This is a genomic window from Geodermatophilus sabuli (assembly GCF_010686765.1).
GTDB classification, from domain to species: Bacteria; Actinomycetota; Actinomycetes; order Mycobacteriales; family Geodermatophilaceae; genus Geodermatophilus; species Geodermatophilus sabuli_A.
Map to the genome: position 1 here is coordinate 270569 of NZ_JAAGWF010000007.1, position 26191 is coordinate 296759.

23 protein-coding genes and 3 tRNA genes are annotated in these 26191 nt (G+C 73.2%); 18 read left to right on the forward strand and 8 right to left on the reverse strand.

The features are described 5' to 3' along the window. Positions 1-140 precede the first annotated feature (140 nt). The 3 genes from GCU56_RS06200 (at position 141) to ilvC (ending at position 3736) form a co-directional block, all read left to right on the forward strand. Positions 141-2012: an acetolactate synthase large subunit gene (locus GCU56_RS06200; protein ID WP_163480628.1), complete on the forward strand. Its 1872-nt coding sequence runs from the start codon at positions 141-143 to the stop codon at positions 2010-2012. A gap of 88 nt (positions 2013-2100) precedes the next feature. Further along, complete coding sequence (gene ilvN / locus GCU56_RS06205) at positions 2101-2628, forward strand: acetolactate synthase small subunit (RefSeq protein ID WP_163480629.1); 528 nt, start codon at positions 2101-2103, stop codon at positions 2626-2628. Between the two features lie 46 nt (positions 2629-2674). Next, positions 2675-3736: a ketol-acid reductoisomerase gene (gene ilvC / locus GCU56_RS06210; RefSeq protein ID WP_345771690.1), complete on the forward strand. Its 1062-nt coding sequence runs from the start codon at positions 2675-2677 to the stop codon at positions 3734-3736. Positions 3737-3806: 70 nt separating this feature from the next. On the opposite strand, the gene GCU56_RS06215 is transcribed toward ilvC, so the two are convergent. Together GCU56_RS06215 and GCU56_RS23365 are read right to left on the reverse strand one after the other, a co-directional pair. Continuing rightward, positions 3807-4334 (reverse strand): hypothetical protein, encoded by a 528-nt coding sequence (locus GCU56_RS06215; protein WP_163480631.1) that lies wholly within the window; start codon positions 4332-4334, stop codon positions 3807-3809. A gap of 109 nt (positions 4335-4443) precedes the next feature. Further along, complete coding sequence (locus GCU56_RS23365; RefSeq protein ID WP_204331496.1) at positions 4444-5169, reverse strand: hypothetical protein; 726 nt, start codon at positions 5167-5169, stop codon at positions 4444-4446. Positions 5170-5352: 183 nt separating this feature from the next. Here GCU56_RS23365 and serA point away from each other — a divergent pair, with 183 nt between their 5' ends. The 3 genes from serA (at position 5353) to cimA (ending at position 9903) form a co-directional block, all read left to right on the forward strand. Then, complete coding sequence (gene serA / locus GCU56_RS06225) at positions 5353-6954, forward strand: phosphoglycerate dehydrogenase (protein ID WP_163480632.1); 1602 nt, start codon at positions 5353-5355, stop codon at positions 6952-6954. Positions 6955-6971: 17 nt separating this feature from the next. After that, positions 6972-7994, forward strand: coding sequence for a 3-isopropylmalate dehydrogenase (locus tag GCU56_RS06230; RefSeq protein WP_163480633.1), 1023 nt, complete (start codon positions 6972-6974; stop codon positions 7992-7994). A gap of 322 nt (positions 7995-8316) precedes the next feature. Beyond that, positions 8317-9903: a citramalate synthase gene (gene cimA / locus GCU56_RS06235; RefSeq protein WP_163480634.1), complete on the forward strand. Its 1587-nt coding sequence runs from the start codon at positions 8317-8319 to the stop codon at positions 9901-9903. A gap of 63 nt (positions 9904-9966) precedes the next feature. Here the strand turns inward: cimA and GCU56_RS06240 are convergent, their stop codons facing one another. Both GCU56_RS06240 and GCU56_RS06245 read right to left on the reverse strand, forming a co-directional pair. Then, positions 9967-10293, reverse strand: coding sequence for an antibiotic biosynthesis monooxygenase (locus GCU56_RS06240; protein ID WP_163480635.1), 327 nt, complete (start codon positions 10291-10293; stop codon positions 9967-9969). A gap of 24 nt (positions 10294-10317) precedes the next feature. Further along, the gene (locus GCU56_RS06245; RefSeq protein WP_163480636.1) at positions 10318-10695 is read right to left on the reverse strand and encodes a VOC family protein; all 378 of its coding nucleotides are present in this window, start codon (positions 10693-10695) and stop codon (positions 10318-10320) included. 63 nt (positions 10696-10758) lie between these two features. On the opposite strand from GCU56_RS06245, the gene GCU56_RS06250 reads away from it, so the two are divergent. The 10 genes from GCU56_RS06250 to GCU56_RS06295 all read left to right on the forward strand — a co-directional run bounded on the left by GCU56_RS06250 (position 10759) and on the right by GCU56_RS06295 (position 19089). Further along, positions 10759-11571, forward strand: coding sequence for a fumarylacetoacetate hydrolase family protein (locus GCU56_RS06250; RefSeq protein ID WP_163480637.1), 813 nt, complete (start codon positions 10759-10761; stop codon positions 11569-11571). Then, positions 11568-13052 carry a glutamate--tRNA ligase gene (gene gltX, locus GCU56_RS06255; protein WP_163480638.1) on the forward strand — a complete coding sequence of 495 codons (1485 nt, stop codon included), beginning with the start codon at positions 11568-11570 and terminating at the stop codon, positions 13050-13052. The genes GCU56_RS06250 and gltX overlap by 4 nt, the downstream gene beginning before the upstream one ends. Further along, positions 13049-14302 carry a CPBP family intramembrane glutamic endopeptidase gene (locus tag GCU56_RS06260; RefSeq protein WP_163480639.1) on the forward strand — a complete coding sequence of 418 codons (1254 nt, stop codon included), beginning with the start codon at positions 13049-13051 and terminating at the stop codon, positions 14300-14302. Before gltX ends, GCU56_RS06260 begins: the two co-directional genes overlap by 4 nt. Continuing rightward, a tRNA-Gln gene (locus GCU56_RS06265) sits at positions 14288-14359 on the forward strand. The genes GCU56_RS06260 and GCU56_RS06265 overlap by 15 nt, the downstream gene beginning before the upstream one ends. A gap of 42 nt (positions 14360-14401) precedes the next feature. Then, positions 14402-14474, forward strand: a tRNA-Glu gene (locus GCU56_RS06270). 97 nt (positions 14475-14571) lie between these two features. Beyond that, positions 14572-14644, forward strand: a tRNA-Glu gene (locus GCU56_RS06275). Between the two features lie 152 nt (positions 14645-14796). Next, the gene (gene galT / locus GCU56_RS06280) at positions 14797-15882 is read left to right on the forward strand and encodes a galactose-1-phosphate uridylyltransferase (protein ID WP_345771677.1); all 1086 of its coding nucleotides are present in this window, start codon (positions 14797-14799) and stop codon (positions 15880-15882) included. Further along, positions 15879-17048, forward strand: a complete 1170-nt coding sequence (galK, locus tag GCU56_RS06285) for a galactokinase (protein WP_163480640.1) — start codon at positions 15879-15881, stop codon at positions 17046-17048. Before galT ends, galK begins: the two co-directional genes overlap by 4 nt. 23 nt (positions 17049-17071) lie before the next feature. After that, positions 17072-18754 (forward strand): sodium:solute symporter family protein, encoded by a 1683-nt coding sequence (locus tag GCU56_RS06290; RefSeq protein WP_163480641.1) that lies wholly within the window; start codon positions 17072-17074, stop codon positions 18752-18754. Positions 18755-18771: 17 nt separating this feature from the next. Next, a complete protein-coding gene (locus tag GCU56_RS06295; protein WP_163480642.1) occupies positions 18772-19089 on the forward strand; it encodes a hypothetical protein in 318 nt (105 codons plus the stop codon). A 5-nt stretch (positions 19090-19094) separates the two neighbouring features. Here the strand turns inward: GCU56_RS06295 and GCU56_RS06300 are convergent, their stop codons facing one another. Both GCU56_RS06300 and GCU56_RS25045 read right to left on the reverse strand, forming a co-directional pair. After that, positions 19095-20201 (reverse strand): sulfite oxidase, encoded by a 1107-nt coding sequence (locus tag GCU56_RS06300; protein WP_163480643.1) that lies wholly within the window; start codon positions 20199-20201, stop codon positions 19095-19097. 133 nt (positions 20202-20334) lie between these two features. Beyond that, on the reverse strand, positions 20335-21012 hold the full coding sequence (locus GCU56_RS25045; protein ID WP_440588733.1) for an IclR family transcriptional regulator: 678 nt from the start codon (positions 21010-21012) through the stop codon (positions 20335-20337). 97 nt (positions 21013-21109) lie between these two features. On the opposite strand from GCU56_RS25045, the gene leuC reads away from it, so the two are divergent. Together leuC and leuD are read left to right on the forward strand one after the other, a co-directional pair. Continuing rightward, entirely contained in the window at positions 21110-22537 is a 1428-nt protein-coding gene (gene leuC / locus GCU56_RS06310; RefSeq protein WP_163480645.1) for a 3-isopropylmalate dehydratase large subunit, read from the forward strand. Positions 22538-22542: 5 nt separating this feature from the next. Continuing rightward, positions 22543-23148: a 3-isopropylmalate dehydratase small subunit gene (gene leuD / locus GCU56_RS06315; protein WP_163480646.1), complete on the forward strand. Its 606-nt coding sequence runs from the start codon at positions 22543-22545 to the stop codon at positions 23146-23148. 43 nt (positions 23149-23191) lie between these two features. Here the strand turns inward: leuD and GCU56_RS06320 are convergent, their stop codons facing one another. Together GCU56_RS06320 and GCU56_RS06325 are read right to left on the reverse strand one after the other, a co-directional pair. Further along, complete coding sequence (locus GCU56_RS06320; RefSeq protein WP_163480647.1) at positions 23192-24139, reverse strand: NUDIX domain-containing protein; 948 nt, start codon at positions 24137-24139, stop codon at positions 23192-23194. Next, the gene (locus GCU56_RS06325; protein WP_163480648.1) at positions 24123-26183 is read right to left on the reverse strand and encodes an RNA degradosome polyphosphate kinase; all 2061 of its coding nucleotides are present in this window, start codon (positions 26181-26183) and stop codon (positions 24123-24125) included. The genes GCU56_RS06320 and GCU56_RS06325 overlap by 17 nt, the downstream gene beginning before the upstream one ends. Positions 26184-26191: the final 8 nt, after the last annotated feature.

Consider the following 26191-nt stretch of genomic DNA (forward strand, 5'->3'; position numbering starts at 1 on the left):
GCACGAGGGGTTTTTCGTTTGCGGGCCCCGCGCGCCTCCGTGCGGCCGGGCGCCCATCCCAGCCGGCAGGCACCCGCCGCACACCGCACCACCCCCGAACCGACGCCCCCCGACCGGGGCACTGCCAGGAGAGCGCCGACATGAACAGCCCCACCCCCGGCGAGTCCGCCACCCGAGAGGCCGCCGCCGCACTGACGGGCGTCGAGACCGTGGACCGCTCGCTCGCCGCCGCGGCCCACGAGCCGGTCAGCGGCATCACCGGCGCGCAGAGCCTGGTCCGGTCGCTCGAGGCGGTCGGCGTCGACGTCGTCTTCGGCATCCCGGGTGGGGCGATCCTGCCCGCCTACGACCCGCTCTTCGACTCGCGGGTCCGGCACGTGCTGGTCCGGCACGAGCAGGGCGCCGGCCACGCGGCCACGGGGTACGCGCAGGCCACCGGCCGGGTCGGCGTCTGCATGGCCACCTCCGGTCCGGGTGCGACCAACCTCGTCACCCCGCTCGCCGACGCGCACATGGACTCGGTCCCCGTCGTCGCGATCACCGGCCAGGTGCCCAGCGCCTCGATCGGGACCGACGCCTTCCAGGAGGCCGACATCCGCGGCATCACGATGCCGATCACCAAGCACAACTTCCTGGTGACCGACGCGGCGGAGATCCCGCAGCGGATCGCCGAGGCCTTCCACCTCGCGTCCACCGGCCGGCCCGGTCCGGTGCTGGTCGACATCCCCAAGGACGTCCTGCAGGCGACCACCGACTTCTCCTGGCCGCCGCGGCTGGACCTGCCCGGCTACAAGCCGACCACCCGCCCGCACGGCAAGCAGGTCCGCGAGGCGGCGGCGCTCATCGCCCGGGCCAGGCGGCCCGTCCTCTACGTGGGCGGCGGCGTGCTCAAGGCGGGGGCGACCGAGGAGCTGGCCGAGCTGGCCGAGCTCACCGGCGCACCGGTGGTCACCACCCTCATGGCCCGGGGCGCCTTCCCCGACAGCAGCCCGCAGCACCTGGGCATGCCCGGAATGCACGGGACGGTCGCCGCGGTCACCGCGCTGCAGAAGTCCGACGTCATCGTGGCCCTCGGTGCCCGCTTCGACGACCGGGTGACCGGCCAGCTGTCCTCGTTCGCCCCCGACGCGCAGGTGGTGCACGCCGACATCGACCCCGCGGAGATCGGCAAGAACCGCAAGGCCGACGTGCCGATCGTCGGCGACGCCCGGGAGACCATCGTCGAGCTGGTCGCGGCGCTGCGGGCCGAGCACGAGGCGGGCCGGACGCCGGACCTCGCCGCCTGGTGGGCGCAGCTGGACGAGTGGCGGCAGACCTACCCGCTGGGCTACGACTGGCCCGAGGACGGCTCGCTGTCGCCGCAGTACGTCATCGAGCGCCTGGGCGCCATCGCCGGACCCGATGCCGTCTACGCCGCGGGCGTCGGTCAGCACCAGATGTGGGCCGCGCAGTTCGTCAAGTACGAGAAGCCCGGCACCTGGCTCAACAGCGGCGGCCTGGGCACCATGGGCTACGCCGTCCCCGCGGCGATGGGCGCCAAGTACGGCCGCCCCGACACGACCGTGTGGGCCATCGACGGTGACGGCTGCTTCCAGATGACCAACCAGGAGCTGGCCACCTGCGCCATCGAGGGCATCCCGATCAAGGTCGCCGTCATCAACAACGGCAACCTCGGCATGGTCCGGCAGTGGCAGACCCTCTTCTACGAAGGCCGCTACTCGAACACGAAGCTGCACGCCCAGAACGCCGACGGCACGCCCAAGCCGGTGCGCATCCCCGACTTCGTGGCGCTGGCCGAGGCGCTGGGCTGCGTCGGCCTGCGGTGCGAGAGCAGGGACGACGTCGACGCGGTGATCGAGAAGGCCATGTCGATCAACGACGTCCCGGTGGTCATCGACTTCGTCGTCGGCTCCGACGCCCAGGTCTGGCCCATGGTCGCCGCAGGTTCGAGCAACGACGACATCATGGCCGCGCGCGACGTCCGCCCGGTCTTCGGAGAGGGACAGGTCTAGCGGGAGGACCCCGTCCCCCTCGCACGCTCGGGGCGAGCCTCTGGACGGGGCCGACCGACATCCGCTCGCAGGTGAAAGGAACTCTGGCATGACACGCCACACGCTCTCGGTGCTGGTCGAGAACAAGTCCGGTGTGCTGGCCCGCGTCTCGGCGCTGTTCAGCCGGCGGGGCTTCAACATCGAGTCCCTCGCGGTCGGGCCGACCGAGAACCCGGACCTGTCCCGCATGACGATCGTCGTCGACGCGGAGAGCCAGCCGCTCGAGCAGATCACCAAGCAGCTGAACAAGCTGATCGAGATCATCAAGATCGTCGAGCTGGACGGCGGCGCCGCCGTCCAGCGGGAACTGCTGCTGGTCAAGGTCCGGGCCCCCATGGCCGACCGCACCCAGGTGCTGCAGACCGCCGAGCTGTTCCGCGCGCACGTCGTCGACGTCAACACCGACACGGTGACCCTGGAGGCCACCGGGACCCCGGACAAGCTCCAGGCCCTGCTCGCCGTCCTCGCCCCCCTGGGGATCAAGGAGATGGCGCAGTCGGGGACCGTCGCCCTGGGCCGGGGTCCGCGCGCCATGTCCGGCGCCGGTACGTTGCGCCCGGTCGAGCGCTCCGCCTGAACGAGGACCCTGCCCCCACTGCTCGCGGCGGGCCCTGCAGGGAGCCATCCGTCGCACAACCGAGAGGAACAACCACCGCATGGCCGCCGAGATCTTCTACGACGACGACGCCGACCTGTCGATCATCCAGGGGCGCACCGTCGCCGTCCTGGGCTACGGCAGCCAGGGTCACGCCCACGCCCTGTCCCTGCGCGACTCGGGCGTCGACGTCCGGGTCGGCCTGCCCGAGGGCAGCAAGAGCCGCCCCAAGGCCGAGGCCGAGGGCCTGCGCGTGGTCACCCCTGCCGAGGCGGCCGCCGAGGCCGACCTGATCATGATCCTGGCGCCCGACCACGTGCAGCGGCACCTGTACACCGAGTCGGTCGAGCCGAACCTCCAGGACGGCGACGCGCTGTTCTTCGGCCACGGCTTCAACATCCGGTTCGGCTACATCAAGCCGCCGTCCGGTGTGGACGTCGCCATGGTCGCGCCGAAGGGCCCCGGCCACCTCGTGCGCCGCGAGTTCGAGAACGGCAAGGGCGTGCCCTGCCTGATCGCCGTCGAGCAGGACGCGACCGGCCAGGCCCAGGCGCTCGCGCTCTCCTACGCCAAGGCCATCGGTGGCAGCCGCGCCGGCGTCATCAAGACGACCTTCGCCGAGGAGACCGAGACCGACCTCTTCGGTGAGCAGGCCGTGCTCTGCGGTGGCGCCAGCGCGCTGATCACCGCCGGGTTCGAGACGCTGACGGAGGCCGGCTACCAGCCCGAGGTCGCCTACTTCGAGTGCCTGCACGAGCTCAAGCTGATCGTCGACCTCATGTACGAGGGCGGCATCGCCAAGCAGCGCTGGTCGGTGTCCGACACCGCCGAGTACGGCGACTACACCTCCGGCCCCAAGGTGATCGACGCGCGCGTCAAGGAGTCGATGGGCGAGGTCCTGGCCGCCATCAAGGACGGCTCCTGGGCCGCGGCGTTCATCGCCGACCAGGACGCCGGTGCGCCGGACTTCAAGGCCAAGCGGGCCGCCGCCGAGGCGCACCCGATCGAGGAGACCGGCCGCAAGCTGCGCGGCCTCATGAGCTGGGTGTCGGCGTCCGACGACTACACCGGCACCGCCGCCCGCAGCTAGGCCGGGACCCCGGGAGCGACGAGGGCCCCCACTGCCGGCCGGCAGCGGGGGCCCTCGGTCGTGCGGGGGATCAGCGGGTGCCGCGGGCGGCGAACCACTGCCGGGAGGCCGGCTGCGACAGCAGCACGACGATCCCGACCCCGACGGCGATGAGGACGAGCGACCAGCCGTTGAACTGGCCCTGGGTGAGCGACACGAGCAGCCCGAGGGCCACCAGGCCGGCGGTGGCCGCCCCACCGATCTTCAGGACGGTGCTGCTCCTGCCCGTGAGGGCCTGCACCCCGCCCCAGATGTCGGTCACCGCGATCGCCAGGTACACGATCCCGAAGAGGGCGAACTGTGCGGAGATCGTCGACAGCGCGAAGAGGCCCAGGGCCCCGATCAGCGCGAAGAACGCGACGACGAAGCCGAAGACCGCCGCCATGAGCACCTGCGGCGGGCGCGGCCCGGCCGGACCTGCGGCGCCGGCGGCTGGGCCGGACCAGGCCGGAGCGGGTGCGTACCCCTCCGCGGGCGGCGGGGGCGCGCCCCAGTCCGGCCGGTCCTCCGGTGCACCCCCCTGCGCGGTGTGGGGGTCGGGACCGCCGGGACTCGACATGCGACAACGTCCTCCTGGTCGCGATCGCCGCCCGGGTGGCGGACGGCGGCGGGGTGTGGGAGCCGGAACGGCTCCAGGGGGTGTCCGAGCACCCCCTGGAGCCCGGTGCTCAGCGGCCGCGGCGGGCCCGGTGGGCGGCGAAGAAGGCCGCCGCGGGCTTCAGTGACAGCAGGATGACGATCGCCAGCGCGGCCAGGAAGAACAGCAGGCCGGTGAGGACGCCGCCGGCACCGTTGGTGTCGGCGTCGGCGAGGCTGCCGAAGAACATGAGAGCCGTGAAGGCCACCGAGATGGAGCCCCCGACGAGCAGCAGCACGCGGCTGCGGCCGGTCAGCGCCCACACGGAGCCCCAGATCATCACGACCGTCCAGACCAGGGCCAGGAGGCCGAAGACGAGCAGCACCCCTCCGACGGCCCCCGTGACACCCTCGAGGCCCGGGATGTCGTCGAAGCCCGAGGAGCTGCCTCCGACCGCCGCGCCGGCGACGATCGTGAACAGGCTGATGATGACGCCGATCGCGCCGAAGACGAAGCCGAGCACCGCCGCGGTGATGACCCCGCCGGGCTTGGCCGGCACCGCCGACTGGCCGTACTGGCCGTACTGGCCGTAGTCGGGCTGCTGGCCGTACTGCTGCGGGTAGCCCGCCTGCTGGCCGTAGGGCTGCCCCTGGCCGTACTGCTGCGGGTAGCCCGGCTGCTGACCGTAGGGCTGGGCCTCGCCGGGTTGCTGCCCGTACTGCTGCCCGTACTGCTGTGCGGGTTGGCCGTACTGCTGCTGGGGCTGTCCGTACTGCGAGCCGGCGCTGGACCCGTGCTCGTCGTCGTGGGTGCTCATGATCTCCTCCGTCGGCGCCGGCTCTCGCCGACTCTGCGCGGCCAGGATGTCCGCCGCGGCAGACACGGGCAAGCACACCCACCCCATCGGCGGGGGGTGTCGGCTCGCGCTCGTACCGTCACGGGTCGTGCCCGCGGGGGCTGGGCGGGGGGCGCCGGTGCCCCGTCCCTAGGCTGTACACCCGTGACCACGACCGCACCCGTCGTCCTGATCGCCGAACAGCTCGCCCCGAGCGTCCTGGAGGTGCTCGGGACCGAGGTCGAGATCCGGCACGTGGACGGAGCCGATCGGGCCGCGCTGCTGCCGGCGCTGGCCGACGCGGCGGCGATCATGATCCGCAGTGCCACCCAGATGGACGCCGAGGCCCTCGCCGCCGCCCCGAACCTCAAGGTGGTCGCCCGCGCCGGCATCGGCCTGGACAACGTGGACGTCCCCGCCGCCACCGAGCGCGGGGTCATGGTCGTCAACGCGCCGACGTCCAACATCGTCAGCGCCGCCGAGCACGCGGTCGCGCTGCTGCTGGCCGCGGCCCGCCAGATCCCCGCCGCCGACGCGTCGCTGCGCGAGGGCGCGTGGAAGCGGTCGAAGTTCATGGGCGTCGAGGTCACCGACAAGACCGTGGGCGTCGTCGGGCTGGGGCGCATCGGTGTCCTGGTGGCGCAGCGCCTCGCGGCCTTCGGCGTCACCCTCATCGCCTACGACCCCTACATCCAGCCCGGTCGTGCCGCCCAGCTGGGCGTGCGGATGGTGTCGCTGGAGGAGCTGCTCCGCGAGTCGGACTTCATCACCATCCACCTGCCGAAGACCCCCGAGACCCTCGGGCTGATCGGCGCCGCCGAGCTCGCCACCACCAAGCGCGGCGTGATCATCGTCAACGCGGCGCGGGGCGGGCTGGTCGACGAGGCGGCGCTGGCCGACGCCCTCCAGTCCGGACAGGTGGGGGCCGCGGGGCTGGACGTCTACGCCAAGGAGCCCACCACCGACAGCCCGCTGTTCGGCCTGCCCAACACGGTCGTCACCCCGCACCTGGGCGCCTCCACCACCGAGGCGCAGGACAAGGCCGGCACGGCGGTCGCGCACTCGGTGCGGCTCGCGCTGCAGGGCGAGTTCGTGCCCGACGCGGTCAACGTGCAGGCCGGTGGGGTCGTCGCCGAGGACGTGCGGCCCGGCCTGCCCCTGGCCGAGCGGCTCGGCCAGGTGTTCACCGCCGTCGCCGGCGGGCTGGCCCAGTCGGTGACCGTCGAGGCCCGCGGCAAGATCGCCGAGTTCGACGTCTCGGTCCTGCAGCTCGCCGTCCTCAAGGGCGTGTTCACCGACGTCGTCGAGGAGCCGGTGACCTACGTCAACGCGCCGCTGTTCGCCGAGCAGCGCGGCCTGGACGTCGCGATGTCCAACGACGTCGAGAGCCCCGACTACCGGAACCTGATCGCGGTGCGGGGGGTGATGGCCGACGGGACGGAGGTGACCGTCTCGGGCACCCTGTTCGGCAAGAACCAGGTGCCCAAGCTGGTCGAGGTCAACGGCTTCGACATGGACCTGGACCTCGCCGGCTACCTGCTGTTCTTCGTCTACGCCGACCGGCCGGGCATCGTCGGGACGGTGGGCGAGGCCCTGGGAGCTGCCTCGATCAACATCGCCGGCGCCCAGGTCAGCCGCACCAACCGCGGCGGCGAGGCGCTGATGGCGGTCATGGTGGACAGCCCCGTGCCGTCGGAGCTGCTCGCCGACATCGCCGGCCGGATCGGGGCCCGCTGGGCCCGCTCCGCCGACCTCGACCCGCGCTGACCCAGGGTAGGAGACCCATGAGACTGGCAGTGATCGCTGGAGACGGCATCGGTCCCGAGGTCGTGGCCGAGGGCCTCAAGGTCCTCCGTGAGGTGGCTCCCGACGTGGAGACCACCCCGTACGACCTGGGCGCCCTGCGGTGGCAGCGCACCGGCGAACTGCTGCCCGACACCGTGCTCGACGAGCTGCGCCAGCACGACGCCATCCTGCTCGGTGCCATCGGCGACCCGAGCGTCCCGCCGGGCATCCTCGAGCGGGGCCTCCTGCTGCGCCTGCGGTTCGAGCTGGACCACCACGTGAACCTGCGCCCGGCCCGGCTCTTCGACGGTGTGCGCAGCCCGCTCGCCGACCCCGGTCCGATCGACATGCTCTGCGTGCGCGAGGGCACCGAGGGGCCCTACGTCGGCAACGGCGGCGTGCTCCGCAAGGACACCCCGCACGAGGTCGCGACCGAGGTCAGCCTCAACACCGCGTTCGGTGTCGAGCGGGTCGTCCGGTACGCCTTCGAGCGGGCACTGACCCGCCCGCGCCGGCACCTGACCCTGATCCACAAGACCAACGTGCTCACGCACGCCGGGTCGCTCTGGTCACGCACCGTCGAGGAGGTCGCGTCGGAGTTCCCCGAGGTCACCGTGGCCTACCAGCACGTGGACGCCGCGGCGATGTTCTTCATCACCGACCCCGGCCGCTACGACGTCATCGTCACCGACAACCTGTTCGGCGACATCGTCACCGACGTCGCCGCGGCGGTCACCGGGGGCATCGGGCTGGCGGCGAGTGGCAACCTGGACGTCTCGGGCACCAACCCGAGCATGTTCGAGCCGGTGCACGGTTCGGCCCCCGACATCGCCGGCCAGGGGACGGCCGACCCCACCGCCACGGTGCTGTCGGTCGGCCTGCTGCTCGAGCACCTGGGACGCACCGACCAGGCCAAGAAGGTCAACGCCGCCGTCGCGTTCGACCTGTCGACGCGGGAACCGCAGGCGACCGTGCGCACCACGGAGGTCGGCGACCGCCTCGCGGCGCTCGCCAGCGGCTGAACGGCCCCGATCCCAGGACCGCGCCGAGCGAGCGAGGCGTGAGGAGGACGGGGTCCCTCCACGGCCCCCACCGAGGAAGGGCCCCGTCCTCCCCACCCTTCGCGAGCTCAGGGCGGTGCCCGGGACGGGGCCGCGGCGGGACCCTGCAGAGAGGCCGCCGGTTCGGGGGTACGGCGGGGCGCGTGGTCTACTGGAGGTGATGCACCCCACCGACCTGATCGTCATCGCCTAGCGCGCAGTCCCTCCCCGACTGCGCGCAGACCTCCCGTTCCCGGGGGGTCTTTGTCGTGTTCGGGGCAGTTGCCCTCTCCCGGGAGACACCGTGTCAACTCCGACCAGCACCGACTTCCACGTCTTCGACACCACCCTGCGCGACGGCGCACAGCGCGAGGGCGTCAGCTACTCGGTCGCCGACAAGCTCGCGGTCGCCCGGCTGCTCGACCAGATCGGCGTGGGGTACATCGAGGGCGGCTGGCCCGGGGCGATGCCCAAGGACACCGAGTTCTTCGCCCGCGCCCGCACCGAGCTCAAGCTCCGCCACGCGCAGCTGGTGGCCTTCGGTGCCACCCGCAAGGCCGGCGTCCGGGTCGCGGACGACGCCCAGGTGCGGGCGCTGCTGGACGCCCAGACGCCGGTCGTCTGCCTGGTGGCCAAGTCCGACGTCCGGCACGTGCGCGAGGCGCTGCGCACCACGCTGGAGGAGAACCTCGCGATGGTGCGCGACACCGTCGAGTTCCTCGTCGGGCACGGCCGGCGGGTGTTCGTCGACTGCGAGCACTTCTTCGACGGGTACGCCGCCGACCCCGACTACGGCGTCCAGGTCCTCGAGGCCGCCTTCGCGGCCGGCGCCGAGGTCGGCGTCCTGTGCGACACCAACGGCGGGATGCTGCCGATGGGCGTGGGCCGGGTCGTCGCCGACGTCCGCGCCCGGGTGTCGGGCCGGCTGGGCATCCACTGCCAGGACGACACCGGCTGCGCCGTCGCCAACAGCCTGGCCGCGGTCGAGGCCGGTGTCACCCACGTGCAGGGGACGGCGAACGGCTACGGCGAGCGGGCCGGCAACGCCGACACCTTCGCGCTGATCGCCAACCTGGTGACCAAGATGGGCCTGCCGGTCGTCCCCGCCGAGTGCCTGCCCGAGCTGCAGCGGGTCAGCCACGCGATCGCGGAGCTGGCCAACATCGCCCCCGACGACCACCAGCCCTACGTCGGCGCCTCGGCGTTCGCGCACAAGGCCGGCCTGCACGCCAGCGCCATCAAGGTCCGCCCCGAGCTCTACAACCACCTCGAGCCGGCGGTCGTGGGCAACGACATGCGCATCCTGGTCACCGAGATGGCCGGGCGTGCGTCGGTCGAGCTCAAGGGCCGTGAGCTCGGCGTCGACCTCGACGGGCACGCCGACGTCATCGGCCGCGTGGTCGACCAGGTCAAGGTGCTCGAGGCCGACGGCTGGTCCTTCGAGGCGGCCGACGCCTCCTTCGAGCTGCTGCTGCGCGCCCAGCTGCCCGACGCGCCTCCGGCGCTGTTCGAGCTGGAGAGCTACAAGACCTCCGTCGAGCACTGGGGCAACGGCGTCGTGGTCAGCGAGGCGACCGTCAAGGTGCACGTGGACGGCGAGCGGGTCATCAGCACCGCCGAGGGCAACGGCCCGGTCAACGCCCTGGACAACGCCCTGCGGCAGGCGCTGGTGAGCCGGTACCCGCAGCTGGCCGACGTCTCGCTGGCCGACTACAAGGTGCGCATCCTCGGGTGGTCGTCGGGCACCAGCGCCACCACCCGGGTGCTCATCGACACCACGGACGGGGTGGGGGAGTGGACCACCGTCGGCGTGCACGTCAACATCGTCGAGGCCTCCTGGCACGCCCTCGTCGACGCGCTCACCTACGCCGTCCGGCACCGCGCGCGCTGAGGATGACGTCGTCGGCCCACCGGCCGACACCGCGGCCGGGTGCCGTCCCCGGCGGGTGGGGCGTCAGCGCGGCTGGATCTCGCCCATCGGGCCCCAGCCGCTGACGTCCGGCGCGTCCACGTAGATGATCTGGGGCTGCGCCGCGACGAGGTCGGGGGCCCGGTCGACGAACCCCCTGAAGGCGTCGGTGCCGACGTGCGACGCGCCGGCGTCGGCGTCCCGGAAGCCCTCGACGCACACGAAGGTGTCGGGTTCGTCGAGGCTCCGCGACCACTCGAAGAAGAGGTTGCCCTCCTCCGCCTGCACCGCGCGGGCGTACTCGCCGGCCAGGGTCGTCCACTCGTCGGCGCGCTCGGGGCGGACGGGGAACTTCACGACGATCAGGATCACCGGGTCTCCTCGGGTGGTGGGGGGTCAGAGCGGGTCGAGCCGGCGGCGCAGCAGGCAGAACGGGTTGCCCTCCGGGTCGGCGAGCACGTGCCACTTCTCGTCCCCGGTCTGGCCGACGTCGGCCGGGGTGGCGCCCAGCGCGAGCAGCCGCTGCAGTTCGGCGTCCTGGTCGCGGTCGGTCGGGTTCACGTCGACGTGCAGCCGCGGCGCGGCCGGTGACAGCTCGCCGACCGGCCCGAACACCAGCGTCGGCGCCGGCCCGCCGAAGCCGTCGGCCGGGCCGATCTCGACCGCTCCCTCGTCGCGGTCGAGCACCTGGTAGCCGAGGACCTCCGCCCACCACGCGGCCAGCGCCTCCGGGTCGCGGCAGTCGATGACGATCTCGCTGAGCCGGCACGCCATGCCCCGACCGTAGGGCCCGACCGGCGCGGGCGCGGCCGGGAGCGGGGTCAGTAGCCTCGACCCGTGCGCATCGTCCGCTTCGCCTCGCCCTCTGGCATGTCCTTCGGTGTCCTCGACGGCGACGGCCAGGTCGCCCAGATCGAGGGACACCCCTTCGGCACCATCTCCTTCACCGGCCAGCGGTACGCGCAGGCCGACGTCCGGCTGCTCTCGCCGATCCTGCCGAGCAAGGTCGTGTGCGTCGGCAAGAACTACGCCGACCACATCGCGGAGATGAAGACCGGTGACGCCCCGGCGCAGCCGTTGATCTTCCTCAAGCCCTCGACCTCGGTCATCGGGCCCGGCGACGCCATCCGCATCCCGCCCGGCAGCACCAACGTGCACCACGAGGCGGAGCTGGGCGTGGTCATCGGCGCACGCGGCGCGCGGCACGTGAGCCCGGAGCAGGCGCTCTCCAGCGTCTTCGGCTACACGATCGGCAACGACGTCACCGAGCGGGACATGCAGCGCGGCGACGGGCAGTGGACCCGCGCCAAGGGCTTCGACTCCTTCTGCCCTATCGGCCCCTGGATCGAGACCGACCTCGCGGGCCTCGGCAAGGACCCCGCGGACCTGGCGATCACCTGCACGGTGGACGGCGAGCTGCGCCAGTCCGGTCGCACCAGCCAGCTGCTGTTCGACGTCCCCACCCTGATCTCGCACATCTCGCAGGTGATGACGTTGCTCCCCGGCGACGTGGTCCTCACCGGCACCCCCGCCGGCGTCGGGCCGATCCGGCCCGGCCAGCGGGTGGAGTGCACGATCGAGGGGCTGGGCACGCTGACCAACAGCGTCACCGGCGCCGACGCGACCTCCACCGCCGGAGGCGCCAGATGAGTGCGCCCGCGACCGTGCGCACCCGGTTCTGCCCGTCACCGACCGGCCTGGTGCACGTCGGGCTCATCCGGACGGCGCTGTTCAACTGGGCGCACGCCCGGCACTCCGGCGGCACGTTCGTCTTCCGCATCGAGGACACCGACGCCTCCCGCGACTCCGAGGAGTCCTACCGCCACCTGCTGGACAGCCTGCGCTGGCTCGGCCTGGACTGGGACGAGGGCCCGGAGGTCGGCGGTCCGCACGGGCCCTACCGGCAGTCCGAACGGCACGACGTCTACCGCGAGGTGGCCGGGAAGCTGCTGGCCGCCGGCCACGCCTACGAGTCGTTCTCGACCAACGAGGAGGTCGACGCCCGGCGGCGGGCCGCAGGCCAGGACCCCAAGCTCGGCTACGACAACCACGACCGCTTCCTCACCGACGCGCAGAAGGCGGCCTTCCGCGACGAGGGCCGCCAGCCGGTGCTGCGGCTGCGGATGCCCGACGAGGACCTGACCTGGACCGACCTGGTGCGCGGCGAGGTGCGCTTCGCCGCGGGCGCGGTGCCGGACTTCGTGCTGGTCCGCGGCACCGGCGTCCCGCTCTACCCGTTCGTCAACCCGGTGGACGACGCCCTCATGGGCATCACCGACGTGCTGCGCGGAGAGGACCTGCTGCCCTCCACCCCCCGCCAGCTGGCGCTGTACGCGGCGCTCACCGACATCGGCGTCGCCGCCGGGACCCCGCGGTTCGGCCACCTGCCCCTCGTGACCGGCGAGGGGACCAAAAAGCTGTCCAAGCGGGACCCCACGTCCAACCTCGACGTCTACCGCGAGCGGGGTTTCCTGCCCGAGGGGCTGGTGAACTACCTGTCGCTGCTGGGCTGGTCGATCGCCGAGGACCGCGACGTCTTCTCCACCGCCGAGCTGGTCGAGGCCTTCGACGTCACCCGGGTGAGCGCCAACCCGGCCCGCTTCGACCTGAAGAAGGCCGAGGCGATCAACGCCACCCACCTGCGCGCCCTGCCGGTCGAGCAGTTCACCGAGCGGGTGACCCCCTACCTGGCCGCCGCCGGGCTGGTCGCCGAGCCGCCGACGCCGGAGCAGCAGCGGGTCCTCGAGGCGATCGCACCGATGGCGCAGGAGCGGATGATCGTGCTGTCGGAGGCCGTCGACCTGCTGCGGTTCCTGTTCGTGCAGGACGTGGAGATCGAGCCGGCGGCCGCGGCCAAGCAGCTGGGCGGCCCGGAGGCGGTCGAGGTGCTCGACGCCGCCACCACCGCCCTCTCCGCGCTGCCGGACTGGACGACGCCCGAGATCGAGGCCGCGCTCAAGGACGCACTGGTCGAGGGGCTGGGGCGCAAGCCACGGCAGGCCTTCGGACCGGTGCGGGTCGCGGTCAGCGGCCGGACGGTGTCCCCGCCGCTGTACGAGTCGATCGAGCTGCTCGGTCGCGACCGGACGCTGGCCCGCCTCGCGGCGGCCCGGGAGGCCGTTCCCGGATGACCGCACCGGGGCCGCCCGGCGGAGGGCCGGAACCGGACGACGAGCCCTACACCGGGCCGCCGCCGACCGGGCCCTACGGGGCGCCGCCCTACGTCCCCGCGGCGCTGCACGGCGTGCACTCGCTGCCGGCCACCGGTGCGTGGGCCGGGCCGGTGGCCTGGCCGCTCGGGCCGGTGCCGTTGCCGGCGGGCCCGCACACCCATCCGCAGGCCGGGCCGTCGCCCGGGGTCCGCTGGGCGCCGCCCCCGGGCACCCCGCCGCACGACGTCCCGGTGCCGTTCCTGCACGCCATGCGCGCCCGGGACTGGCGGTGGTGGCGGCCGCTGCTGGGGCTGCTGCTGGTCGTCGTGGTGTACACCGTGGCCGCCACCGTGGTGGTCCTCGTCGCGCTGGTCACCGGCGCGTTCCCCGACCTGCAGCTGCTCGACCTGGTCGACCCGGGCGTCCTGCTGATCACCAACGTGTCGCTGATCGTGGCCATCCCGATCGTCTGGCTTGCCTGGGTCGCCGCCCACGGCATGCGGCGGGGCTGGTCGTCGTCGGTGCTGGCGCGGCTGCGGTGGCGGCTGTTCCTGCCCTTCACGCTGCTCTCCCTGCCCACCCTGGGGGCCGGGATCCTGCTCAGCGTCCTGATCGGGTTCGTGTTCGAGGGTGGGGACGTCACCGGTCCGTCGTCGTCCTACGTCTGGCTGGTCCTCGTCGTGGTGTTCACCACACCCCTGCAGTCCGCGGCGGAGGAGTACGTGTTCCGCGGCTACCTCTCCCAGGCGATCGCCGGGTGGGTCCGCAGCCCCCGCGCGGGAGCGGTCGTCGCCGGCGTGCTCACCGCGGCCCTGTTCTCCGCCGCGCACGCCCCGCCGGACGTGTGGACCTTCCTCGACCGCTTCGCCTTCGGCCTCGCCGCCTCCGCCGTCGTGTGGCTGACCGGCGGACTCGAGGCGGCGATCGTGCTGCACGCGGTCAACAACGTGCTGGTCTTCCTGCTCGCCGGGGGGCTGGGGGAGGGCATCACCACCGACTCGGTGCCGGCCGGCACCGGCGTGCTGGTGGTCGGCCTGGACCTGCTGGCGATGGGTGCGTACGTGGCGCTCGTGGCGCGGTCCCGGGGACGGCTGCGGCCGGAGACCGAGACCGGTGCGCTGGACCTGCGGCCGGTGCCGGCCGAGGGGGTCCCGACCGGCCCCGTGCACGTCGGGTATGGTGTTGACCGGCGCCGCGAGGCGCAGCACGGCCCTTGGGGTATGGGGTAATTGGCAGCCCGACGGTTTCTGGTTCCGTTAGTCTAGGTTCGAGTCCTGGTACCCCAGCGAGGAAGCACCCGGTCCTCCAGCACCACCGCACCACTGCACGGCCCCGTCGTCTAGCGGCCCAGGACGCCGCCCTCTCACGGCGGTAGCGAGGGTTCGAATCCCTTCGGGGCTACAGCGGGCGAGAGCCCCCGGCCACCCGGCCGGGGGCTCTCGTCGTCCCGGGGTGGGTCCGCTGCCCACCGGGCGGCCGTGGCAGGATGTCGCTGCACGGCCCCGTCGTCTAGCGGCCCAGGACGCCGCCCTCTCACGGCGGTAGCGAGGGTTCGAATCCCTTCGGGGCTACACCGTGCGAGAGCCCCCGACCTGCCCGGTCGGGGGCTCTCGCTGTTTCCGGTGAACCGGACCCCCGAGGCTGGCCGGTGATCACGGGGCGGACTAGCGTCGACGCGGCCCTTCACGCTCGGTGACACGGCCGGTGAGAGGGGTGCTCAGCGGTGATCCGGACGAGCCGTCGCCTGGCCGACGGCCGGGAGATCCTGTACTTCGACCGGGAACCCACGCCGCGCGACGCGGTGGACACCCGCGACCTCCCGCAGGTCGCCAACCGGTCCCAGCTCCGCTACGACGCGCTGCTCGGCGAGTGGGTCGCGATCGCCTCGCACCGGCAGACCCGCACCTTCCTGCCGCCGGCCGACGAGTGCCCGCTCGACGCGTCGAGCCCCGGGCGCCCGACCGAGATCCCCGAGAGCTCCTACGAGGTCGTCGTCTTCGAGAACCGGTTCCCCTCACTGGCGACCGGCGTCGACCGCGACGTGCCGCCCACCGCCCCCGGAGCGCCGCTGGCGGAGCTCCGGCCGGGCTACGGCCGCGCCGAGGTCGTGTGCTTCACCGACGAGCACGAGCGGGTCTTCGCCGACCTCGGGCACGACCGGGCCCGCCTCGTCGTCGACGTCTGGGCCGACCGGACCGAGACGCTCGGCGCGCTGGACGGCGTCGAGTACGTCTTCCCGTTCGAGAACCACGGCGAGGAGATCGGGGTGACGCTGTCGCACCCGCACGGGCAGATCTACGCCTATCCGTACCTGCCGCCGCGCGTGGAGCGGATCCTGGCCTCGGTCGACCGCCACCGGGAGTCGACGGGTGGTGACCTGTTCGCCGAGGTCGAGGTGGCCGAGCGCTCCGGGCCCCGGGTGGTCACCGCCAACGAGCACTGGACGGCGTTCGTCCCGGCCGCCACGCGCTGGCCCTACGAGGTGCAGCTGTTCCCGACCCGGCGGGTGCCCGACATCCCGTCGCTCACCGACGAGGAGCGCGACGCCTTCGTCGACGTCTACCTCGACGTCCTCGGCCGGTTCGCCCACCGCATGGACACCCCGATGCCCTACATCGCCTCCTGGAACCAGGCGCCGGTGCGGGCCGGACGCGAGGACTGGTGGCTGCACCTGCAGGTCTTCTCGTTCCGCCGGGCGCCGGGGAAGCTGAAGTACCTGGCCGGCTCCGAGTCGGGGATGGGTGCCTTCATCACCGACACGAACCCCGAGGACGTCGCCGAGCAGCTGCGGGCCCTGGTCCTCCCGTGAGCCGCGACCAGAGGGCGGCCGACCGCGCGCAGCAGGCCTTCCGGGAGCAGTTCGGCACCGCCGCCGAGGGCGTCTGGGCGGCGCCGGGGCGGGTGAACGTCATCGGCGAGCACACCGACTACAACGGCGGCTTCGTGCTGCCCATCGCGCTGGCCCACACCACCCGGGCGGCGGTCGCCCGCCGCGACGACGGCCGGCTCGCCGTCGCCTCGCGGCAGGGCGACGGCGGTGTCGTGGAGCTCGACCTCGCCGACCTCGCCCCGGGACGGCCCGACGGGTGGGCCGGCTACCCCGCCGGTGTCGTCGCCGGGATGCGCGACCGGCTGCCCGGCGGCGCGAGCGTGCTCGTCGACAGCGACGTGCCGGTCGGAGCCGGGTTGTCGTCCTCCGCGGCGCTCACCTGCTCGGTCGCCCTCGCCCTGCGCGACCTCGTGGCGCCGGAGCTGGGAGCGCCCGACCTCGTGGAGCTCGCGCGCCGCGCGGAGAACGACTTCGTCGGCGCCCCCACCGGGATCCTCGACCAGTCCGCGTCCGTCCTCTGCACCGCCGGGCACGCCCTGTTCCTCGACACCCGCGACCGGTCCAGCGAGCAGGTGCCCCTCGACCTCGCCGGCGCCGGTCTGGCGCTGCTCGTCGTGGACTCCGGTGTCACCCACGAGCACGCCGGAGGCGGCTACGGCGACCGGCGCCGGGAGTGCGAGGAGGCCGCCCGGCGACTCGGCGTGGACTTCCTGCGCGAGGTCGAGGACGTCGGCCGGCTCGGCGTGCTCGCCGACGGCACCGCCGAGGGGGACGTGCTGCTCCGCCGCGCCCGGCACATCGTCACGGAGGACGCGCGCGTCCTCCAGGTGGTCGCCGCCCTGCGCAGCGACGCCGACCCCCGCAGGATCGGGCCCGTGCTGACGGCCGGTCACGAGTCCCTGCGGGACGACTTCGAGATCTCCGTGCCGCTGCTCGACGCCATCGTCGAGTCCGCCGTGGCCGCCGGGGCGCACGGGGCCCGCATGGTGGGCGGCGGGTTCGGCGGCAGCGCCATCGCCCTCGTCGAGGCCGACGCCGTCGACGCGGTCACCGCCGCGGTCGCCGCCCGCTTCGAGCGCGAGGGATCCCCTGCGCCCCGCACCTTCGTCACCGTCCCGTCCGCCGGGGCGCGACGGCTGGCCTGACCGACTCCGAGAAGGGGAGCCCGATGGAGGACCTGCAACTCGACGCGAACGCCGTCGACTACGCGCTCGTCGCCGCGTACTTCGCCGTCGTCCTCGGCATCGGGTTCGCTGCCCGCCGTCGGGTCTCCGACAGCCTCGACTTCTTCCTGTCCGGCCGGTCGCTGCCGGCCTGGGTGACCGGCCTGGCGTTCATCTCCGCCAACCTGGGCGCGGTCGAGATCGTCGGCATGTCGGCCAACGGGGCCCAGTTCGGCATGGCGACCATGCACTACTTCTGGATCGGCGCGGTGCCCGCGATGCTCTTCCTGGGCGTCGTGATGATGCCCTTCTACTACGGGTCGAAGGTCCGCAGCGTCCCCGAGTTCATGCGGCGGCGGTTCGGGACCGGGGCGCACCTGGTCAACGCGATCAGCTTCGCCGTCGCGCAGATCCTCATCGCCGGCATCAACCTCTACCTGCTCGCGCACATCGTCGAGCTGCTGCTGGGATGGCCGCTCTGGGTCTCGCTGATCGTCGCCGCGATCGTGGTGCTCAGCTACATCACGCTGGGCGGGCTGTCGGCGGCGATCTACAACGAGGTCCTGCAGTTCTTCGTGATCGTCGCGGCGCTGCTGCCGCTGACCCTCATCGGCCTGCACCGGGTCGGCGGCATCGGGGGCCTGATCGACCAGGTCACCGACGCGGGCGACGAGGGGGACCTCACGTCCTGGCCCGCGACCAACCTGACCGGCTTCGAGAGCCCGTTCTGGTCGGTCATCGGCATCGTCTTCGGTCTGGGGTTCGTCCTGTCCTTCGGGTACTGGACGACCAACTTCGTCGAGGTGCAGCGGGCCATGGCGACGCACTCGATCTCCGCGGCCAGGGCGACCCCGATCATCGGGTCGTTCCCGAAGATGTTCGTGCCGTTCATCGTGGTCATCCCGGGCATCATCGCCACGGTCCTCGTGCCGGAGGTCGTCGAGGCGAAGGCGTCGGGCGACCCGGACTTCGACTACAACAACTCGATCCTCTACCTGATCAGCGACGTGCTGCCCAACGGCCTGCTCGGCGTCGCGCTCGCCGGGCTGCTGGCGGCCTTCATGGCGGGCATGGCGGCCAACATCTCCGCCTTCAACACCGTCTTCAGCTACGACCTGTGGCAGCAGTACGTGAAGAAGGACCGGCCCGACGGCTACTACCTGAAGGTGGGGCGGTGGGCGACCGTCGGTGCCACGGTCATCGCCATCGGCACGGCCCTGATCGCGTCGGGCTACACCAACCTGATGGACTACCTGCAGACGCTGTTCGGGTTCTTCAACGCGCCACTGTTCGCCACGTTCATCCTCGGCATGTTCTGGAAGCGGATGACGCCGACGGCCGGCTGGACGGGCCTGGTCTCGGGCACGCTCGCCGCCGTCACGGTCGCGCTGCTGAGCGAGGACGCGTTCGGTGCGACGTCGCTGGGGGTGATCCCCCTCTCGGGCCAGGGCGCCAGCTTCGTGGCCGCCGGTGCCGCGTTCGTCGTCGACATCGTCGTCAGCGTGCTCGTCACCCAGGTGACCCAGCCCAAGCCGGTCGCGGAGCTGGTCGGGCTGGTCTACTCCGAGACGCCCGAGGAGCAGCGCACCGACCCGGAGGCGCACCGGCTGCCCTGGTACCGGTCGCCGACGAAGCTGGCCGGGATCTCGCTGGTCATGGTCATCGCCCTCAACCTCATCTTCCGCTGAGTCAGGAGACGCATCCGATGAGCACAGCAGGAGGGGCCGCCGGCAGTGGCGACGCGGGCGGGGACTCCGGCGGGGAGCACGCCGCCGGGGCGTTCGACGTCCGCAACGTCATCGCCGCACTGATCGGCTTCTACGGCGTCGTCCTGGTCGTCGTGGGCCTGGTCGACGACGACGAGGAGGCGCTGCAGAAGACCGACGGGTTCAACGCCAACCTCTGGGTCGGCCTCGCCATGATCGCGTTCGCGCTGGCGTTCGTGCTGTGGTCCCGGCTGCGGCCGATCGTGGTCGCCTCGCCGGAGAGGGCCGACGACGGGGACGCGCCCCCGCCGCACTGAGCCCGTCAGTCGAGGACGGTGACCGGTACGCGCTGGACCAGGTTGTTGGCCATGCCCTGCCGGTTCCACTCCTGCTCGGTCGGCTGGGCCCCCTCGGCGTCCGCGGCCCGGACCACGAGGATGTGGCTGCCGGGCCGGGCGGTCCAGGGCAGGGTCCACGCCCGCCAGGCGTACGGGTTCCCCGGATCAGCGGGGGCGAGGTCGGCCGCCGTCCACGTCGTGCCGCCGTCGCAGCTGACCTCCACGCCGGTCAGCGGCGCGCGGCCGGACCAGGCGCGCCCGGACAGGAGCACCGGCCCCGGCCGCAGGAACCGCTCGCGGCTCATGAAGTCCGGCCACCCGGGCGGCGCGAGCAGGGCCCGGGGGCGGATCCGCGTCACCGGCTCGCCGGGGTCGTCGGCGTCGACTTTGAACCGGTACGACGTCACGTTCTGGTAGCCGGTGAACGGCTCGGTCAGGACGTCGATGCGGGTCAGCCACTTCACGTGCGCCATGCCGTACCAGCCGGGGACCACCAGCCGCAGCGGGGCACCGTGCTGCGGCGGGAGGGGCTGCCCGTTCATCGCCCAGACGAGGAGGGCGTCCTCCCGCAGGGCCTCGGCCAGCGACAGCCCCCGGGTGTAGTCCTGCTCCACGCCGCGCTCGAGCCCGTGGTCGGCGCCGGTGAAGGCGACGTCCACCGCGTCGGGGGAGAGGCCGGCCTCGGCCAGCACCGGCGCCAGCGGGGTGCCGGTCCACTCGGCGCTGCCGACCGCCTCGAGCAGCCAGGGCTGGCTGACCGGCCGGGGCTCCAGGCGGGCGCGGCCGTTGCCGGCGCACTCGAGCAGCACCCGGGAGGTGACCGACGGCCGGGCCCGCAGCGCGTCGAGGTCGAGGGTGAGCGGGCGGTCGACGGCGCCGGTGACCGTCAGCCGCCACGACGCCGGGTCCACCGCCGGGATGTCGTAGTGGGTCAGCACGTAGTGCAGGCCGGGCGGCGTGACGTCGTAGCGCAGGGCCTCCAGCGGGAGGCCGTGGTTGCGGGTGGCGAGGGCCAGTTCGTCCAGCCCGATGCCCTCGCCGGGCTCAGCGACCCGCGGGCGTCCGCGGGTGGTGACCGGAGGCGCGTCCATGCGGGCAGTGTCCGCCCGGACCGGGCCCGGGTGAAGCCCCACCCGCCGTGGTCATGGGCTCGTTGCCGGGGACGCGCGACGACACGCCGCGCCGGCCGGCAACCGGCCCATGGCCGACGGTGGGCGTCCGCTGTCAGCGGGCGGCGCGGGAGATGGCCGACGCCGCGTCGAGCACCGCGCCGACGACCTCCGGCGACGGACGCCGGCCCAGCCGCTCGACCGGCCCCGAGATGGACACCGCGCCCAGCACCCCGCCGGCCGGGTCGCGCACCGGCGCCGACAGGGACGCCACGCCCGGCTCCCGCTCGGCGATGCTGTGCGCCCAGCCGCGTCGGCGGACGTCGAGCAGCGTCCGGGTGGTGAAGCTCGCGGCCGACAGCAGGGGGGTGACCTCGTCGGCGGGGGCGAACGCCAGCAGCGCGTGGGCCGCGGAGCCGGCGGTCATCGGGAGACGCGCCCCGACCGGGACGGTGTCACGGAGGCCGCTGGTGCGCTCGGCGGCCGCCACGCACACCCGGGCCGCGCCGTCGCGCACGTAGAACTGGGCGCTCTCCCCGCTCGCGTCGCGCAGGGCGGCCAGGTGCCGGCCCGCGATCTCGGCCACGTCCGCGGTGCCCCGGCCCAGCTCGGCGAGCCCGGGACCAGGCGCCCACGCGCCGGCCGACGTGCGCCGGACCAGGCGATGGCCCTCGAGGGCGACGGCCAGCCGGTGGGCGGTGGCGCGGGGCAGGCCCGTGCGCTCGACCAGCTCGGCGAGGGTCGCGGGCTCCGCGGAGACGGCCCGGAGGATGGCCACGGCTTTGTCGAGCACGGCAACGGGGTTAGGCTGTCCCACAGAGCAATACTCGCATCCCACATCCTGAGAAATCCAGTCGGATGGGGCGAGCGCTACCGAGGAGGGACCCACCGTGCCGAAGACCCTGGCGGAGAAGGTCTACGACGCCCACGTCGTGCGCAGTGCCGCGGGCGAGCCGGACCTGCTCTTCATCGACCTGCACCTCGTGCACGAGGTCACCAGCCCGCAGGCCTTCGACGGGCTGCGGGCCGCCGGTCGCACGGTGCGCCGTCCCGACCTCACGATGGCCACCGAGGACCACAACGTCCCCACGCTGGACATCCTCGCCCCGATCGCCGACCCGGTGAGCCGGGCGCAGGTCGACGCGCTGCGCCGCAACGCCGCCGAGTTCGGCATCCGGCTGGCGCCGATGGGCGACCGCGACCAGGGCATCGTGCACGTCATCGGCCCGCAGCTCGGGCTGACCCAGCCGGGCATGACGATCGTCTGCGGCGACAGCCACACCTCGACCCACGGCGCCTTCGGCGCGCTGGCCTTCGGCATCGGCACCAGCGAGGTCGAGCACGTGCTGGCCACCCAGACGCTGCCGCAGTACCGGCCCAAGCAGATGGCCGTGACGGTCGACGGCGAGCTGCCCCCCGGCGTCTCTGCCAAGGACGTCATCCTGGCCGTCATCGCCCAGATCGGCACCGGCGGCGGACAGGGCTACGTCATCGAGTACCGCGGCAGCGCGATCGAGGCGCTGTCGATGGAGGCCCGGATGACGATCTGCAACATGTCGATCGAGGCGGGCGCCAAGGCGGGGCTCATCGCCCCGGACCAGACCACCTTCGACTACCTGCAGGGCCGCGCGCACGCGCCGCAGGGCGCCGACTGGGACGCCGCCGTCGCGCACTGGTCGACGCTGCGCACCGACGAGGACGCCGTCTTCGACCGCGAGGTGCACATCGACGCGGCGTCGCTCACCCCCTTCGTCACCTGGGGCACCAACCCCGGCCAGGGCCTGCCCATCGGGGCGAGCGTGCCCGACCCGGCCGACTTCGCCGACGAGGGCGACCGCCGGGCCGCGGAGCAGGCGCTGGCCTACATGGGCCTGTCCGCCGGCACCCCGCTGCGCGAGATCGAGGTGGACACCGTCTTCCTGGGCTCCTGCACCAACGGGCGGATCGAGGACCTGCGGGTCGCCGCCGAGCTGCTCCGCGGCCGGCACATCGACGCCGACACCCGGATGCTCGTCGTCCCGGGCTCGGTGGCGGTCAAGGCGCAGGCCGAGGCCGAGGGCCTGGACCGGGTCTTCCTCGAGGCCGGCGCGGAGTGGCGCGGGGCCGGCTGCTCGATGTGCCTGGGCATGAACCCCGACCAGCTCAAGCCGGGGGAGCGCTCGGCGTCCACGAGCAACCGGAACTTCCAGGGCCGGCAGGGCAAGGGCGGACGCACCCACCTGGTGAGCCCCGCCGTGGCCGCCGCGACCGCACTGACCGGAAAGCTGACCGCCCCCGCCGACCTGGAGCCGGCCGAGCTGACGAGCGCTGGAGTCTGACCCCGATGGACGCCTTCACCACCCACACCGGCACCGCGGCCCCGCTGCGGCGGACCAACGTCGACACCGACCAGATCATCCCGGCCGAGTACCTCAAGCGGATCACCCGCACCGGCTTCGAGGACGGCCTGTTCGTCGCCTGGCGCACCAACGAGCCCGACTTCGTGCTCAACCAGCCGCAGTACGCGGACGCCTCGATCCTGGTCGCCGGCCCCGACTTCGGCACCGGCTCCTCCCGCGAGCACGCCGTCTGGGCGCTGCTGGACGGCGGCTTCCGGGTGGTCATCAGCTCCCGGTTCGCCGACATCTTCCGCAACAACTCGACCAAGGCCGGGCTGCTCACCGTGCTCCTGCCGCAGGACGCCGTGGAGGTGCTGTGGACGGCGGTCGAGGGCGACCCGACGACGGCGGTGACGGTCGACCTGCAGGCCAAGGAGGTCCGTTTCCTCGACACGGTGGTGCCGTTCGAGATCGACGACTACACCCGCTGGCGGCTGCTCGAGGGCCTCGACGACGTCGGCCTGACCGAGCGGCACCTGTCCGACATCGAGGCCTACGAGGCGGCGCGGCAGCCCTGGCTGCCCCGGGCCCTCCCCGCCCTCCCCGCCTGACGACGGACCCGAGGGCAGAGACGGGCGTCTCTGCCCTCGGGGTTCAGCGGGGGCGGGGGGCGGCGCCGTCGTGGGGGCCGGGGGCGAAGTCGCGGTAGTAGTCGGCGGCCAGCGCCCCGGGCCGGCCACCGAGCGCCCAGACGCTGCCCTTCGCGGCCGGCGGCCACACGCCGTCGACGGCACCGGGCCCGCGGACGCCGAGGGCCACCAGCGCCGACGGGATCGCCCCGCCCTGGCTGCACACGACGGTCACGCCCGGCACGTCGCGCGCCAGCAGCCGCTCGACGACCGCCACACCCGCCTCCGGATCGGCGGCGAACTCCTCCTCACCCAGCTCCAGCAGGTCCTGCACGGGCAGGCCCAGCCGGTCGGCCAGCGGCTCGACGGTCTCCCGGCACCGCGTGCGCCGGGCGGAGAGGACCGCGGAGGGGGCGAACAGCGGCAGGACCTCGGCCAACCGCGCGGCCTGCCGGCGGCCCTTGCCGTCGAGGGGGCGCAGCTCGTCGGGGCCGTCCCAGCCCGACTTGTCGCCTGCGCGGCCGTGCCGCACCAGCAGCACCGCCGGCTCCCGCGGGACGTCGGTGCGCGCCAGGTCGGCCAGCACGGCCCGGTCGGCCTCGTGGCTGACCACCGCCGCGGCGTCCTCCAGGGGCAGCCAGCGCAACTGGTCCACCTCGTCGTTGGGCACGAACTCCCCGCCCACCACGCGCATCAGCCAGTAGTCGACCCGCTTGGTGCCGTCGCCCACCGCGTACTCCGACCGGACGCTGCGCCGGCCGGCGATCGCGGTCAGCCCGGTCTCCTCGGCCACCTCGCGGACGGCGGCGGTCAGCGCGTGCTCGCCGGCGTCCAGCTTCCCCTTGGGCAGCGACCAGTCGTCGTAGCGCGGCCGGTGGACGACGGCCGTCTCGATCCCGCCACCGTCGGCCGGTCGCCACAGTGCACCGCCCGCGGCCAGCACCGCGGGCGGCGCCTCAGCCGACGAGCTCACCAGCGGCCGCCAGCAGTCCGGCCTGGTAGTCGCGCTCGCCGGTGCGCGTCCAGGTGGCGTCGCTGCCCAGCTCCCAGCAGCGCACCCCGTCGGCCATCGCCGCGTCGAACGCGTGCTGCAGCTGGCGCTGCGCCACGTCGTCGCAGACCCGCAGCAGCACCTCCACCCGGCGGTCGAGGTTGCGGTGCATGAGGTCGGCGCTGCCGATCCACCACTCGCTGTCGCCGTCGTTGCAGAAGTTCATGACCCGCGAGTGCTCGAGGAAGCGGCCCACGATCGAGCGCACCCGGATGTTCTCCGAGAGCCCGGGCACCCCCGGCCGCAGCGCGCAGATGCCGCGGATGAGCAGCTCCACGCGCACGCCGGCCCCCGATGCCTCGTAGAGGGCGTCGATCAGCTGCTCGTCGACCAGCGAGTTCACCTTGATGCGGATGCCCGCCTGCCGGCCCTCGGCGGCGTGCCGGGCCTCCCGCCGGATCTTCTCCAGCAGCCCGGCGCGGACGCTGTGCGGCGCCACCATCAGCGTGCGGTACGCCGTCTGCCGGGAGTAGCCGGTCAGGGTGTTGAACAGGTCGGTGAGGTCGGCGCCCACCCGGGGGTCCGCGGTGAGGATCCCGACGTCCTCGTAGATGCGGGCGGTCTTCGGGTTGTAGTTGCCGGTGCCGATGTGGCAGTACCGGCGGATCACGCCGCTCTCGCGGCGCACGACCAGCGCCGTCTTGCAGTGCGTCTTCAGCCCGACCAGGCCGTAGACGACGTGGCAGCCGGCCCGCTCCAGCGAGCGGGCCCAGGAGATGTTGGCCTCCTCGTCGAAGCGCGCCTTGATCTCCACGAGGACGACGACCTGCTTGCCCGCCTCGGCGGCCTCGATGAGCGCCGTGACGATCGGGGAGTCGCCCGACGTCCGGTACAGCGTCTGCTTGATCGCCAGGACGTCGGGGTCGGCGGCCGCCTGCTCGATGAAGCGCTGCACGCTCGTCGCGAACGAGTGGTACGGGTGGTGGAGCAGCACGTCGCCCTCGCGCAGGGTGGCGAACACGCTCTTGGGAGTCTCGCCCTCCGACAGCCGGGGATGGGTCGCCGGCACGAACGGCTCGTCCTTGAGCTCGGGCCGGTCGAGGTCGTAGAGCGCCCACAGCGCCGCGAGGTCCAGCAGGCCGGGCACGTGGACGACGTCCTCCGGGTCGACCTCCAGCTCCGAGACCAGCACCTCGAGGATCCGGGGGTCCATCGGCTCGGCGACCTCCAGGCGCACCGCCGGGCCGAACCGCCGGCGGGCCAGCTCCCGCTCGAGGGCCTGCAGCAGGTCCTCGTCGCGGTCCTCCTCGACCTCAAGGTCGGCGTTGCGGGTGACCCGGAACAGGTGGTGGTCCAGGACGTCGAGTCCGGGGAACAGCTGCGGCAGGTGCGCGGCGATGAGGTCCTCGAGCGGGAGGAAGGTGGCGGCCGGGTCGACCGCGGCGACCGGCACGAACCGGGGCACGTTGTTGGGCACCTTGAGGCGGGCGAACCGGGGTGCGCCGGTGTCGGGGTCGCGCACCGACACGGCCAGGTTGAGCGAGAGCCCGCTGATGTAGGGGAAGGGGTGGGCCGGGTCGACCGCCAGCGGGGTGAGCACCGGGAACACCTGGTCGCGGAAGTACTCGCGCAGCCGCTTGGCCTCGGTGTCGGCGAGCTCGTCCCAGTGCACGATCCGGATCCCGGCGTCCTCCAGCTGCGGGGTGATGTCCTTCGTGAAGACGTCGGCGTGCCGGTGCACGAGGTCGCGGGTCCGCCCGGTGACCCGGGCCAGCTGCTCCCGGATGGTCAGGCCGTCGGGGGAGCGGACGGTCAGGCCGGTGCTCTGCCGCCGCTTCAGGCCGGCGATGCGGACCATGAAGAACTCGTCGAGGTTGCTGGCGAAGATCGCCAGGTACTTCACCCGTTCCAGGAGCGGGAGCGAGTCGTCCTCCGCCAGCTCCAGCACGCGGGCGTTGAACTCCAGCCAGGACAGCTCTCGGTTGATGTACCGGGCGTCGTGTGCGCCGGATCGGGTGGATGCCACCCGGTCAT

Coding starts and splice junctions, on each gene's coding strand:
- GCU56_RS06200 (WP_163480628.1), top strand. CDS start 141: ATGAACAGCCCCACCCCCGGCGAGTCCGCCACCCGAGAGGCCGCCGCC.
- ilvN (WP_163480629.1), top strand. CDS start 2,101: ATGACACGCCACACGCTCTCGGTGCTGGTCGAGAACAAGTCCGGTGTG.
- GCU56_RS06215 (WP_163480631.1), bottom strand. CDS start 4,334: ATGTCGAGTCCCGGCGGTCCCGACCCCCACACCGCGCAGGGGGGTGCA.
- GCU56_RS23365 (WP_204331496.1), bottom strand. CDS start 5,169: ATGAGCACCCACGACGACGAGCACGGGTCCAGCGCCGGCTCGCAGTAC.
- GCU56_RS06230 (WP_163480633.1), top strand. CDS start 6,972: ATGAGACTGGCAGTGATCGCTGGAGACGGCATCGGTCCCGAGGTCGTG.
- GCU56_RS06245 (WP_163480636.1), bottom strand. CDS start 10,695: ATGGCGTGCCGGCTCAGCGAGATCGTCATCGACTGCCGCGACCCGGAG.
- gltX (WP_163480638.1), top strand. CDS start 11,568: ATGAGTGCGCCCGCGACCGTGCGCACCCGGTTCTGCCCGTCACCGACC.
- GCU56_RS06260 (WP_163480639.1), top strand. CDS start 13,049: ATGACCGCACCGGGGCCGCCCGGCGGAGGGCCGGAACCGGACGACGAG.
- GCU56_RS06290 (WP_163480641.1), top strand. CDS start 17,072: ATGGAGGACCTGCAACTCGACGCGAACGCCGTCGACTACGCGCTCGTC.
- GCU56_RS06295 (WP_163480642.1), top strand. CDS start 18,772: ATGAGCACAGCAGGAGGGGCCGCCGGCAGTGGCGACGCGGGCGGGGAC.
- GCU56_RS06300 (WP_163480643.1), bottom strand. CDS start 20,201: ATGGACGCGCCTCCGGTCACCACCCGCGGACGCCCGCGGGTCGCTGAG.
- leuD (WP_163480646.1), top strand. CDS start 22,543: ATGGACGCCTTCACCACCCACACCGGCACCGCGGCCCCGCTGCGGCGG.